10 protein-coding genes are annotated in these 13,918 nt (G+C 48.8%); 4 read left to right on the plus strand and 6 right to left on the minus strand.

Annotation, left to right across the window (positions count from 1 at the left end):
* Positions 1-95 precede the first annotated feature (95 nt).
* Positions 96-3,977: a phosphoribosylformylglycinamidine synthase gene (purL, locus tag IEX02_RS06130; protein WP_188691864.1), complete on the minus strand. Its 3,882-nt coding sequence runs from the start codon at positions 3,975-3,977 to the stop codon at positions 96-98.
* Between the two features lie 323 nt (positions 3,978-4,300).
* On the opposite strand from purL, the gene mltF reads away from it, so the two are divergent.
* Together mltF and IEX02_RS06140 are read left to right on the plus strand one after the other, a co-directional pair.
* Positions 4,301-5,740 carry a membrane-bound lytic murein transglycosylase MltF gene (gene mltF / locus IEX02_RS06135; protein WP_188691868.1) on the plus strand — a complete coding sequence of 480 codons (1,440 nt, stop codon included), beginning with the start codon at positions 4,301-4,303 and terminating at the stop codon, positions 5,738-5,740.
* Between the two features lie 114 nt (positions 5,741-5,854).
* A complete protein-coding gene (locus IEX02_RS06140; protein ID WP_188691870.1) occupies positions 5,855-6,007 on the plus strand; it encodes a hypothetical protein in 153 nt (50 codons plus the stop codon).
* Here the strand turns inward: IEX02_RS06140 and tadA are convergent.
* On the minus strand, positions 6,004-6,489 hold the full coding sequence (gene tadA / locus IEX02_RS06145; RefSeq protein ID WP_188691873.1) for a tRNA adenosine(34) deaminase TadA: 486 nt from the start codon (positions 6,487-6,489) through the stop codon (positions 6,004-6,006). The two genes, IEX02_RS06140 and tadA, sit on opposite strands and share 4 nt — an antisense overlap.
* A 179-nt stretch (positions 6,490-6,668) precedes the next feature.
* Between tadA and IEX02_RS06150 the strand changes: the two genes are divergently transcribed.
* A complete protein-coding gene (locus IEX02_RS06150) occupies positions 6,669-6,878 on the plus strand; it encodes a hypothetical protein (protein WP_373284977.1) in 210 nt (69 codons plus the stop codon).
* A 54-nt stretch (positions 6,879-6,932) separates the two neighbouring features.
* Here IEX02_RS06150 and IEX02_RS06155 read toward each other — a convergent pair whose 3' ends face one another.
* Both IEX02_RS06155 and IEX02_RS06160 read right to left on the minus strand, forming a co-directional pair.
* Positions 6,933-7,712 carry a hypothetical protein gene (locus IEX02_RS06155; protein WP_188691879.1) on the minus strand — a complete coding sequence of 260 codons (780 nt, stop codon included), beginning with the start codon at positions 7,710-7,712 and terminating at the stop codon, positions 6,933-6,935.
* A gap of 274 nt (positions 7,713-7,986) precedes the next feature.
* Positions 7,987-8,925: a LysR substrate-binding domain-containing protein gene (locus IEX02_RS06160; RefSeq protein ID WP_188691882.1), complete on the minus strand. Its 939-nt coding sequence runs from the start codon at positions 8,923-8,925 to the stop codon at positions 7,987-7,989.
* 250 nt (positions 8,926-9,175) lie between these two features.
* On the opposite strand from IEX02_RS06160, the gene IEX02_RS06165 reads away from it, so the two are divergent.
* The gene (locus IEX02_RS06165) at positions 9,176-10,342 is read left to right on the plus strand and encodes a multidrug effflux MFS transporter (protein WP_188691886.1); all 1,167 of its coding nucleotides are present in this window, start codon (positions 9,176-9,178) and stop codon (positions 10,340-10,342) included.
* 308 nt (positions 10,343-10,650) lie between these two features.
* Here IEX02_RS06165 and guaA read toward each other — a convergent pair whose 3' ends face one another.
* Together guaA and guaB are read right to left on the minus strand one after the other, a co-directional pair.
* Complete coding sequence (gene guaA, locus IEX02_RS06170; RefSeq protein ID WP_188691889.1) at positions 10,651-12,228, minus strand: glutamine-hydrolyzing GMP synthase; 1,578 nt, start codon at positions 12,226-12,228, stop codon at positions 10,651-10,653.
* Positions 12,229-12,373: 145 nt separating this feature from the next.
* Positions 12,374-13,843, minus strand: a complete 1,470-nt coding sequence (gene guaB / locus IEX02_RS06175) for an IMP dehydrogenase (RefSeq protein ID WP_188691891.1) — start codon at positions 13,841-13,843, stop codon at positions 12,374-12,376.
* Positions 13,844-13,918: the final 75 nt, after the last annotated feature.

Below are 13,918 nucleotides of genomic sequence, written 5' to 3' on the forward strand. Positions count from 1 at the left end.
TTCTGAACGCCTCGAAGGATCGGTCAACCGATCGCTCGAATATTTCTTAACTGATCGGCATTAGACCAGAAGGTCCGCTAATACTCGTTCAAGGATTATCCCGCGAACACCCTGGCGTTGCGGAAAATACGCATCCACGGACTGTCTTCCTGCCACTCATCCGGGTGCCAGGAGTTAGCTACTGTGCGGAACACCCGCTCAGGGTGCGGCATCATAATAGTGGCGCGCCCGTCGGTACTTGTCAGACCCGTGATACCCAAAGGCGAACCATTAGGGTTAGCCGGATACTGCTCGGTAACCTTGCCATAGTTATCCACATAACGCAGAGCCACCGACTGATTGTCCATCACAGACTGAGGGCCGGATTGCAGGGCAAACTCGGCACGTCCTTCACCATGAGAAACCGCTACCGGCATTCTTGACCCAGCCATACCTTGCAGCAGCACTGAATTAGACTCCATCACTTCCACCATGGCAAAACGTGCTTCAAAACGCTCACTGCGGTTGGTAACAAAGTGAGGCCAGAAATCTGCACCTGGGATCAGGCTCTTCAGATTAGACATCATCTGACACCCGTTACATACCCCCAAGGAGAAGGTCTCATTGCGGTGGAAGAAACGGCTGAACTGTTCGCGGGCCATGTCATTAAACAGGATAGATTTGGCCCAACCTTCGCCGGCACCCAGTACGTCACCGTAAGAGAAGCCGCCACAAGCCACCAGGCCCTGGAACTGCTCAAGGGTAATACGGCCAGAGAGAATGTCGCTCATATGTACGTCGATGGCATTAAAACCGGCGCGGCTAAATGCAGCGGCCATTTCTACGTGGGAGTTAACACCCTGCTCACGCAAGATAGCCACCTTAGGCTGAATCCCTTTAGCAATATAAGGCGCCGCCACATCCTGGTTTAAATCAAAGCTTAAACTGGCGTGCAAGCCTGGGTTTGCTGTATCAGTTTTAGTTACCAGCTCTTCGGCAACGCAATCCGGGTTATCACGCATGGATTGGATTTGATGGGTAGTTTGCGCCCACAATGCACGGTAATGACTGCGGGTTTCAGACAGCAGAGTCTGACCTGCTAAGGTGAACTCCAAGCGATCATCGCTAATAGGCTCACCAATTACATGCACTAGTGCTGCCAGACCGTTGTCGGCAAAAACTTGTTTAACTTCATCCAGCTTGGTCGCGGGTACTTGCAATACCGCGCCCAGCTCTTCGTTGTACAGCGCGGCCAAAGCCTCACCCAAGCCATCCAGTTGAACATTGGCACCGCAGTTACCGGCAAAGGCCATCTCTGCGATAGTGGTAAACAAACCGCCGTCCGATCTATCGTGATAAGCCCATACCAGTCCCTGACGGTTTAGCGTCTGTACGGCGTTGAACATACCGCGCAGCAATTCTGGGTTATCCAGATCTGGCGCTTGGTTGCCCAACTGGTCATAAACCTGCGCCAGACAAGAGGCCCCCAGACGGTTCTGACCGGCACCCAGGTCAATCAGTACCAGCTTAGAGTCACCTTTATCCAGTCGCAGCTGTGGGGTCAGGGTACGGCGTACATCCTCAACCCGGGCAAAAGCCGTAATGACCAATGATAGCGGCGAAGTAACGGCCTTTTCGGCACCCTGATCCTGCCAGCGCATCTTCATCGACATGCTGTCTTTACCCACTGGAATGGTTAAATCCAGGGCCGGGCAAAGCTCTTCGCCTACAGCCTTCACCGCCTCATATAAACCGGCATCTTCACCAGGGTGACCGGCAGCGGCCATCCAGTTAGCGGAAAGTTTTATGCGTTTCAGGTCGCCAATATCGGCAGCAGCAATATTGGTAATGGCTTCGGCCACCGCCATACGGGCAGAAGCACCGTGGCTAAGCAGTGCCACCGGCGTGCGCTCGCCCATGGCCATGGCTTCACCGTGGTAAGTGTCATAACCGGCCGCGGTAACCGCTACATCGGCCACCGGGATCTGCCATGGACCCACCATCTGGTCACGATTAACCAGGCCGGTAACCGAGCGATCGCCTATGGTGATCAGGAAGGTTTTCTCAGCAATAGTCGGCAATTGCAGCAAACGCTCTGCCGCCTCGGCCAGGCTGATTTTCTCAGTTACCAGTGCTGAACCTGTCACTTGCAGCGACTGTACATCGCGGTGCATTTTCGGTGGCTTGCCGAGCAATACATCCAGCGGTAAATCCACTGGCTTATTGTCAAAATGGCTGTCGGCCAGCGTCAAATGAGGCTCTGCGGTGGCTTCACCAACTACTGCAAAAGGGGCGCGCTCACGCTCACAAATTGCCGCAAAACGCTCAAGGTTGTGCGGCGCTACCGCCAGTACATAACGTTCCTGAGACTCGTTACACCATACCTGCAACGGCGACATTCCAGGTTCATCGTTAGGCACGTTACGCAGTTGGAACTGGCCACCACGACCACCGTCGTTAACCAGCTCAGGGAAGGCATTAGACAACCCCCCCGCGCCCACATCGTGGATAAACTGGATAGGGTTGTCTTCACCAAACTGCCAGCAGCGGTCAATCACTTCCTGACAACGACGTTCAATTTCAGGGTTGTCACGCTGTACTGAGGCGAAATCCAGATCTTCATTGGACTGACCGGCCGCCATGGATGAGGCGGCACCACCGCCCAGACCGATATTCATCGCCGGGCCACCCAGTACAATCAACTTGGCCCCCACAGGGATATCGGCCTTTTGCGTATGTTGAGCACGAATGTTGCCCATACCACCGGCCAGCATAATCGGCTTGTGATAACCACGCACTTCTTCGCCGTTAAAGCTAGTAACTTGCTGCTCGTAAGTACGGAAGTAACCCAGGATGTTTGGACGACCGAATTCGTTGTTAAAGGCGGCGCCGCCAAGCGGGCCCTCAATCATAATATCCAGGGCGCTGGCGATATGTCCGGGTTTACCGAAGTCTTGCTCCCAAGGTTGCTGATTACCTGGCAAACGCAGGTTAGATACGGAGAAACCCACCAAACCGGCTTTAGGTTTTGCGCCGCGACCTGTCGCACCTTCATCACGGATTTCACCACCGGAACCTGTTGCCGCACCCGGGAAAGGCGAGATAGCCGTTGGGTGGTTATGGGTTTCCACCTTCATGAGAATATCGATATTTTCATGATGATACTGATAGCTACCAGACTCCACTGACGGGAAGAAACGTCCGGCATAGGAACCTTCCATTACCGCCGCGTTGTCTTTGTATGCGGAATGCACATAGTCTGGGCAATGCTCAAAGGTGTTTTTGATCATTTTGAACAGCGACTTGGGCTGCTGCACACCGTCTATGGTCCAATCGGCGTTAAAAATCTTATGGCGACAATGCTCAGAGTTGGCCTGCGCGAACATGTAAAGCTCGACGTCATTGGGGTTACGTCCCAGACGCTGGAAACTGCTAACCAAGTAGTCAATTTCATCTTCGGCAAGGGCCAAACCTAATTCCAGATTGGCTTTTTCCAGGGCGGAGCGGCCCTGTCCCAGCACATCCACGCTGCTCATTGGAGCCGGCTGCTGTTCAACAAACAGTGCCTGCGCCTGTTCCAGGCTGGTAAAGGTCGCTTCTGTCATGCGGTCATGCAACAGTGCCGTCACCTCAGCTATTTTGCCTGCCGGTACCCCCTGCAGATAAAACGCAATACCGCGCTCTAAACGTTTAACCTTGTTTAGACCGCAATTATGAGCAATATCGGTAGCTTTGGATGACCAAGGCGAAATAGTGCCTGGACGAGGCACCACCAAAATCAGTTCTCCGTCGGTGCTGTGCGCCCCAGCTTTGGGACCGTACACCAGCAGGCTGTTTAACAACTCGGCTTCACGGTCGGTCAACTCGCCACTCACCTGGGCGAAGTGGACGTACTCGGCGTACAGGCCGTTCACCTCCAGTTGCTGTTCGGCCAACTGCGTCAGCAGTTTTTGAATTCGAAAATCGGAAAGGGCTGGCGCACCGCGGAGGATTAGCATGTTTTAGTCATCCAAGTTGGTAGTTTAAGATTCACCCGCGCAGCTGCTTTGGCGGATGATTCGCTCGTCAGGATTTTGCGCGGCGGATTATAGTCGAAAATGCCTCGTCTGATAAGCTTTGCGCTGCTCCGACCTTGAATTGCTAATTTGCACCAGCCCAACGGCGTAATCGAACCTCTCCAAAGTGCTCCCAAGGCGCGCTAACAGCCCCTATTCTCTGCAAAAAAACCTTACATTATTAGACTGTTGTTTAATTCAAGGGGCTGGCACCGGCTGTTGTTTTTCGTCACAATGGCAATCCGAGGACTTCCAACTGGCAACCGATGGCCGTATTGCTGACACCCCAAATAATCCGAAAACTCAAGGTTTTATTCGTCGTTGCAGCAGCGGTGTTGTTGGCGTCTTGCCAGCGCGCGCCAACCCAAAGCAGCCTGGGCCTGGTTTTGGAGCGCGGCGTTCTAAAGGTTGGCACCTTATATGGTTTAACCACTTATTATACCGGAGCGAGTGGTCCTGAAGGCTTTGAGTATGAGTTGGCGAAAGGCTTTGCCGACTATTTGGGTGTTAAGCTGGAAATTTTTCCTTACTACAGTCTTAGCCAGTCTTTTTATCACCTTGAGCAACAGAACCTGGATTTGTTAGCGGCCGAACTTACGGTCACCGCCCAGCGGGCAGAAAGGTTCAGGTTCGGCCCCCCTTATCAGCAAGTCAGCCAGAAGTTGGTATACAAGCAAGGAAAGATTTGGCCCAGAGAAGTGAGTGATTTAACCGGTCAACTTGTGGTTGTTGCCGACTCCAGTCACACCGATACCCTGAGCCAGTTGCAGCAACAGTATCCAGAACTAAACTGGCAAGAAAGCAGTGACATGGACTCCGAAGAACTAATGGAAGCCGTGATTGCCGAGCAATATGACTACACCATCACAGACTCCAATATTCTGGCCCTGATGCGCCGCCGTCATCCTGAACTTGCCATAGGCTTTACCCTGCAAGAGCCTCAGCGAGTGGCGTGGGCCATGAACAAGCAACTCGATGACTCGCTGTTTTCGGCCTTGCTGGATTATTTTAGTACCTTGCACCAATCCGGTCGTCTCGCCGCACTGGAAGACAAATATTTTGGCCATGTCAGGCAATTTAATTACGTAGATACCCGTCTGTTTATTCAAGCGGTGGATAATGTATTGCCCAGGTTCAGAAAATTATTCGAAGGCCATGCAGGTAGTCTAGACTGGCGCCTGCTCGCGGCGATGAGTTATCAGGAAAGCCACTGGGATCCCAAAGCCAAGTCCCCTACCGGGGTGCGCGGTCTAATGATGCTGACGTTGCCGACGGCCAAAGATCTCGGGGTGACCTCCCGGCTTGATGCTGAACAAAGCATTCGCGGTGGCTCTAAATATCTGCAGGAGCTGATTAGGCGTGTACCCGACCGCATTCGCGATCCAGACCGAATCTGGTTTGCCCTGGCCGCCTACAATGTGGGCATGGGCCATCTGGAGGATGCGCGGGTGCTGACCGAGCGACAAGGTGCCAACCCGGATCTATGGGTGGACGTTAAACTGCGATTGCCCATGTTACGTCAGAAAAAACACTACAAAACCACCAAGTACGGCTATGCGCGCGGAGACGAAGCGGTGACTTATGTATCCAATATTCGTCGCTACTATGACACCCTGGTGTGGCTGGAAGAGCAACGTGAAAAACAGCAGCCACAAACCGTGCCGGAGTCGGCCCCCGACGATGAAAAGTTACAATCTACCGATTGAAAGGGAATTAATTGCCATCATATCCTGTCTAACAAACAGCCGATGAAGGAAACTTCAAAAAACTGTCACACAGCTGTGTAACAGTTAGGCTGCAAATAAGAGATGGAGATAATTATGCGAAAAAGAAGTTTATTTAAAGCCCGTAAACCTGTTGCATCGGGTCAGCGCCGTCGCCAGGTGCTGAAAAAAGTTCTGAAGAAAGTACAACTGCGTCGTCAGACCTTTCAAGCCGCCGACCTGCCTGAAGATATGGCGCAAGCCTGCTAGTCCTGCTGTTGCTGCTTAAAGGCTTTTTTCTGCGCCCTACGCCAGCGAAAAAATTCAGATAACAATTCACCACAAGGCTCGGCCAGAACACCGCCAGTCACCTCTAACTGATGATTGAGTTGCGGATGACGCACTAAGTCCATCACCGAGCCACAGGCCCCGGTTTTCAGATCGGATGCCCCATAAACTAGTCGTTGAATACGACTGTGCACCAACAGACCCGCGCACATGGAACAAGGTTCGAGGGTGACATACAAGGTAGCCCCCAGCAGACGGTAATTACCGATTTTCTGGCCAGCATCCCGGATAGCCAGCATTTCAGCATGAGCAGACGGATCGTGACTGCTTATGGGTCGGTTCCAGCCCTGGCCTATAATCTGCTCATCTTTAACCAATATTGCCCCGACCGGGATTTCACCTTCCTGCCAGGCTTGTTTGGCCAGTTCGATGGCTTGGGCCATCCACATCTCATCATTTACCATCAGTTACCCGGCACACTTGGCGAAATTGGCTACCAGTTAGCTTGATTCACTAACTTTGTGCCATTGCCTCTTATAAGGTTTATTTTAATTGCATGAATTATATAGCATTTTTGATTGGCTAACTATTTGCAAAAAGAGTTAGGATATTTATCAAACAAGCTTAAGGATAAACCATGAATTTGACTGCCGTTGCTATTGTAGCCATCGTTTGCTGGGCTCTCGTTGAGCTGGTCAACTCCAGACATAAAAAAGCCCCCAAGCTTAACGAAACAGAGCTGAATAACCTCAAGCAGGAACTCAGTACATTAAAGGAAAGGGTACAAACCCTGGAAAAAATCGTTACCGATGAAAACTACGATCTAAAACGTCAGTTCGATAATCTTAAATAGTGGCTAAAAGGTGCCGCGGCACCTTTTTATACCCTGGCACATTAGGCCCCGTGCTTAAGCCGCCTTGAGCTTCAGATAACACATCCAGGTGTAATGTAACGCCTCGTCTCTTAGTTCATCCTCTACATTAGCGGCAAAAACCGGCGGCTTTGTCGGGTAATGCGTATTATCCCAACTGTCTCCCCATCGAGTCATAGGCTCTTTGAAAAGCGGTGGAAACTCATAATACAGAGCCAATGCCTGATAAAGCTCCTCTCTGTGCGTGGTATTGGGCTCAATATATCCAGCCGTTTGAGCGCTATCTTGTTCAGCCGTTTCCAGCGCAAACCCATCACCGCCAAACATCTTCTTCAACGAATAACAATCTCCCCGCCGCTTAGGGTAGTTGTCTTCAAACATGGCTGCATTAAACCCTTTCCACTTCATCTGCTGTAAGCGGGTCAGTGCGTTTTGATGATCGTCAAAAAAGCACAAGGAATTGGCTTTGTCATACTCTGAGAAATTAACTAGTGAAAAATCTTTTTCAATGTAGCGCGCGTTGGAGGACCTGTACTGCAACCGGCGCAGATTAATGTCCAGACAAACCAACTCCGCATCCGGGCATGCTTGCTCAATAAGCCAAGTCCCCTGGCCTTTCCAAACGCCACTTTCGATAATTAAGCCGGGCTGCAGTTGTTTAAGCATAAACCAGCAGGCAAATGCGTGAGGTGCCTTCATTCCCCCGGCATTGTCGACAATGGGTCTTTGGCTGTAGACATGCTTAAACTCAGTGTAACTGTTGGCAATGTCACTCAATGTCCAAGGTACATCACCAATTTCTATTATCTCATTCATACTTTTCCCTAGGCTCAGTCAATCTCACCCCGACAGGGCTATCAATGCATTAACGCCACTGTTGCTGCCTGCTGAAAGACATCTGTTATATGTTGAATTCAGCAAAATAGGTGCAGCAGGTAACCTTGAAACCTATTACTCGGCTTCAGATCATCGGCAGCACAGCCAAGAACTTTCATCCGAGTTTACAAAAGTTCATCCCAAAGCATGACTCCCTTCCCTAAGAACACTTAAACAAGTACTGAAACACTCAGCATGGCACAGTGACACGGAACTACTCGTATGCCTGGCTAACAATAAGCTCCCTAAGCCACCTATGGCTAGCATCATTGTCTAACTGTTTATCCCACAATAAAAAAATACCGCCAGGAATCAACGTCAGAGGGAATGGCATCAGCACAATATCTGCTTTATTTTCAAACTCACGAAGGTATCTAAGTGGATAGTTCAAAATCAAATCACTACTTTCACACAGCGTCACTGCACCGGCAACGTCGGAGACATTCACTGCATTATTCAATTTCAATCTCTTCATCTCTAACACTTCATGTAACAACCACTGAGACACACCTCCAGTAATAACTTGAATATGACGGTATTTTAAAAAAGTGTCTAAGCTCCATGCTTCTTGCAAAGCTGGATGACCCTTTCTGATTGCACAAGCAGCAACGTCTTGCAGTAGCTCAGCAAAATTCAGTGAGGAAGGAATATTCTGAACATGATTTTTTGCTCGCTCATCCCATTCAAAAATGCCGATGCCAAAGTCCACCTCTCTATTCTGAAGTCGAGAAACACTCGTCTCACTCCATTCAACACTTTTTATCGTGACATTCGGTGCACATTGCAACATCTTAGGAATAAATTTAGGGAAAACAATGGAGTATGCAGTTTCAACCAAGTCAAAGCTGAATATACGACGACTATGTTTAGGTTCAAATTGCTCAGGAACACTCAGATTGTCAATCTGAAGCAAAACTTGCTCCAGTTTGTGCTCCAAATGTATAGCTTTCGGGGTTGGCAGCAGACCTTTTGACTGTCTTTCAAATAAAGGGTCATCAAACACTTGCCTCAACTTTGTTAACTGTTTACTGACCGCTGATTGCGACAAACACAATCTGTGCGCCGTTCGGCTAACACTTCGCTCCTTAATCAGAACGTATAAGCAAATAAATAAGTTAATATCAGTTTTCACCAATCTAGATAAATCAATCATGATATTCCTGAAAATCACATCACTTATGAAATAAAATCACTTCAGATTATATCACTTTATCACTAAAGTTCATTTACCAATTCGACTGGTTAGCTTTTACTTGATTCCAGACTAAGAGCACTAAGAATTTAACGGGCTTCCCCACCGCCAAAATTATTCACACAGATATTCATGACAAATAATTCAAAGAACAAAAATATCAAATCAAAAAACACCAACATAAATAATAAACTTATCAAATAGGACGGACATGCTGAAAAATAAAAAATACATATACCACTTAATATTACTAGTGGCTTTGTGGCCATTAGCCATTGATATATACTTACCGGCCTTTCCTGATATTGGAATAGCACTATCTGCATCGGCTAAAGAGCTAAAAAGTACGGTTACCTTTTTTGCCATTGGCTTTGGAATTGGACAACTAGTGCTAAGTAGGTTTATCGATCAGTTCGGGAGAAGACAGATTGCTTTGCTCGGCATTTCACTGTATCTATTATGCTCAGTAGTCCAAATTTATGCCCCCACTATAGAGGCATTGGTATTTTTTAGAGTTGTTCAAGGATTGTCCGCCGCAGCAACAGCGACTATTGTTACAGCGATCGCTAAAGATGTTTATGACCAACACTCCTTACCCAAAGTCTTAAGCTTCCTGAATGGCGTCCTATGTTGCGTACCTGCATTAGCTCCGGTACTGGGAGCATTTTTAACTGAAAGTTATGGTTATAGAGCCACTTTTGTTTTTATGGCTGGCTATGCACTATTCGCGTTTATATTCATTTTTCTAAAATTACCTGAGACATTTAGTAAAAATAACGCTATCCATAGAGATAGCTCATTTGGAGCAGTACTGCTCGAAAGAAACTTCTTATTTTATTCTTTGATATCAATGCTATCTATGGCTGTGATCATTAGCTTTGTTTCTAACTCTCCAGTGTGGCTACTAGATAGATTGTCACTTTCCATTCGCGAATTCAGTTTTTGGTTTGGCATTAATGCCGTAATTAGCATTATCGGTGGAATGCTCATTGCTCCTTACCTTATCGGTAAATTTGGTGTTGAGAAAACACTAAAAATTGGACTAATTTTCACAATCTCTAGTGGTTTTATAATGCTTAATGAAAACAATACAGCGATAAGCTTTATGATACCTATATTTATTAATTCAGCAGGAACATCGTTAACCTTGGGCACATCCTCTAGCCTGGCCATTAGCACGTTCAGTAACAATATTGGCAGGGTATCTGCTTTATTGGGATTTATTCAAATAGGAGGGGCTGGGTTATTTGTACTAATTATCCAAATCTTTGAGCTAAGTAGCCCATCACAGTTAGCTTTACATATGATTATGCTTTTACCAGCACTACTTGTATTAACATTATCAAAGAAAATTTTATTAAAAATGAATGCATCTTGATATTTCAAATCACAACTTAAGCCTGAAATTACAACCTCTTGCTTTAGATGTACCTAATGAATTTTAAACACCTTAAACTCTTGGCACCTCTAAAGCCTCTTCCATTATTTTGTAATAACCTTCCAAGCCTGAAACCTCTCCGTTAGGGAAAGAGTCGCACCGAGATGACGCTAATGCTTTTTCATCTGAGACGATGACAGTCTGTAAGGCGTGAGTTTAACCAATATCCTGGTACAAAAAAGCCCATACAAATATGGGCCTTTTTATCTTTTCATACCAGTTGGTACTAGCTAGTACCTAGCAGGAGATTATTCCCACTCAATAGTAGCAGGTGGCTTACCAGAAATGTCGTAAACCACACGGGAAATGCCGTCGATTTCATTGATAATGCGGTTAGACACCTTACCCAGGAAGTCATAGGGCAGGTGTGCCCAGTGGGCGGTCATAAAGTCGATGGTTTCCACCGCACGCAGCGACACTACCCAATCGTATTTACGCGCATCGCCCATGACCCCAACCGAGCGCACCGGCAGGAATACGGTAAAGGCCTGGCTGACTTTATTGTACAAGTCGGCCTTATGCAGTTCTTCGATAAAGATAGCGTCGGCGCGGCGCAGCAGGTCACAGTATTCCTTTTTCACTTCACCCAGCACACGCACACCTAAGCCTGGTCCAGGGAAGGGGTGGCGATACAGCATATCGTAAGGCAGACCCAGTTCCAGACCGACTTTACGCACTTCGTCTTTAAACAGTTCACGCAGCGGCTCAACCAGGCCCAGTTCCATATCTTCCGGCAAACCACCTACGTTGTGGTGAGACTTGATCACATGGGCTTTGCCGGTGGCAGAGCCAGCTGATTCAATCACATCCGGGTAGATAGTACCTTGTGCCAGCCATTTAGCATTGACGCACTTACCCGCTTCTTCATCAAAGATTTCCACGAAGACGCGACCAATAACCTTACGCTTGGCTTCGGGATCTTCGACACCAGCCAGCTCACCTAAAAAGCGCGGCTCAGCATCGACCTTAACGATATTCAGGCCGAAATGATCACCGAACATGTCCATGACCTGCTGGCCTTCGTTCAGACGCAACAAACCATTGTCGACAAATACGCAGGTCAGCTTTTGGCCTATAGCGCGGTGCAGCAACATGGCGGTGACCGAGGAATCTACCCCACCGGAAAGGCCCAGGATCACTTCATCATCGCCCACCTGAGTGCGAATACGTTCTACCGCATCTTCGATAATAGAGGCCGGAGTCCAGAGCTTCTCACAGCCACAGATGTCCAGTACAAAGTGCTCCAGCAAACGCTGGCCTTGGCGGGTGTGGGTTACTTCAGGGTGAAACTGCACGCCGTAGAAACGCTTATCTTCATTGGCCATCGCCGCGAAAGGACAGCTGTCGGTAGCGGCCAGGGTGCTGAACCCTTCAGGAATAGCGCTAACCTTATCACCGTGGCTCATCCATACGTCCAGCAAGGCATTGCCGTTGCTGCCGATATGGTCTTCAATTTTGTCCAGCAGCGGTGAGCTTTGCAGCACTTCGACCTGGGCATAGCCAAACTCACGGATATTAGAGCCTTGCACCTTACCACCCAACTGCTCAGCCATGGTTTGCATGCCGTAGCAGATACCAAACACCGGCACCCCAGCATTAAATACATAATCAGGTGCGCGCGGTGAATCCGCTTCGGTAACCGACTCAGGGCCACCTGACAGGATAATACCCTGCGGATTGAACTCACGAATTTGCGCTTCCGTCACATCCCAGGCCCATAGTTCGCAATAAACGCCGATTTCACGAATACGACGAGCGATAAGCTGAGTGTACTGGGAGCCGAAGTCCAGAATCAGTATGCGGTGGTCATGAATATTTGCAGTCATGGAGTTCCCATTTTGAGTTAATCTGCGGCTTGGCCGCCGGAAATAAAACCTACCTATTCCACTAAACTTTTAAGCCTGGTATGCCCTAAAAGCCTAACGGAATAAGCAAGGGGGCGAAGCCGCCCCCTTGGCAAACACTACCCGGTTAGCCTAAGCGGTAGTTAGGCGCTTCCTTGGTAATAGTCACATCATGCACGTGTGACTCGCCCATACCTGCTGAGGTTACCCGCACAAACTTGGCCTTAGTGCGAAGCTCATCGATAGTACCGCAGCCGGTCAGCCCCATGGCACTGCGCAGACCGCCCATTTGCTGATGTACGATATTGGCGATAGGCCCTTTATACGCAACACGGCCTTCAATCCCTTCAGGTACCAGCTTTTCGGCGTTCTTGCTGTCCTGGAAGTAGCGGTCAGAAGAACCATGGCTTTGATTCATGGCACCTAATGAACCCATACCGCGGTAAGACTTATAGTAACGACCTTGATACAGTTCCACTTCACCTGGCGCTTCTTCGGTACCGGCCAGCATACTGCCCACCATGACACAGCTGGCACCGGCCGCCAAAGCTTTAGCGATATCACCGGAGAAACGAATACCACCGTCGGCAATCACAGGTACATCGGTACCTTTCAAACCTTCTACCGCATCGCTAATGGCAGTAATCTGCGGTACGCCACAACCCGTAACAATACGGGTTGTACAGATAGAGCCAGGACCAATACCTACCTTCACCGCATCCACGCCTGCATCGGCCAGGGCTTTCGCTCCCTCGGCAGTGGCAACGTTACCGGCAATCAGTTGCACTTCAGGATAATCGGCACGCACTTTCTTCACGCGGTCGATAACACCCTGAGAATGGCCGTGAGAGGTATCAATCAGCAGCACATCCACACCGGCTTCCACCAGCAGCTTAATGCGCTCATCAGTACCGGCACCCACGCTAACCGCTGCGCCCACGCGCAGACGACCCAAGGCGTCCTTACAGGCATTAGGTTTGCTTTCGGCTTTTTGGAAATCCTTAACGGTGATCAAACCTTTGAGTTTGAATTCGTTATCGACTACCAGGATTTTTTCAATGCGATGTTCATGCATTAATCCCAGCACTTCTTCTGAGCTGGCGCCCTCTTTTACCGTGACCAAACGCTCTTTAGGCGTCATCACATTGGCAATGGGCAGACTCAGGTTGTTTTCAAAACGCAAATCACGACCGGTCACAAGGCCAATCAGGTTGTTGTCTTTATCCACCACCGGGAAACCAGAGAATCCATGCAACTTGCTTAGGGTATTGATTTCACCTATGGTGGCATCAGATGTGACCGTGGTTGGGTCGGAGACCACACCACTTTCGTATTTTTTGACCTGACGAACATGACTGGCTTGTTCTTCGGCGGTCATGTTCTTGTGAATAAAGCCGATTCCCCCTTCCTGGGCCAAAGCGATAGCCAAACGGGCTTCACTGACAGTGTCCATTGCGGCAGAAATCATCGGAATATTCAACTCAACGCCACGTGTTACACGTGTCTTGAGACTGGCAGTATGGGGAAGGACGGTAGAATGACCTGGAACTAACAAAACATCATCGAAAGTCAGGGCTTCTTTTTCGATTCTGAGCATCGCAACAACACCTATAGAAAGAGGATTTAGTTGCGGCGCAATTGTAGCTGTTTTGCCCTTTAGGGTAAACTTGTT

Source organism: Bowmanella pacifica (assembly GCF_014645355.1).
Lineage (GTDB): Bacteria > Pseudomonadota > Gammaproteobacteria > Enterobacterales > Alteromonadaceae > Bowmanella > Bowmanella pacifica.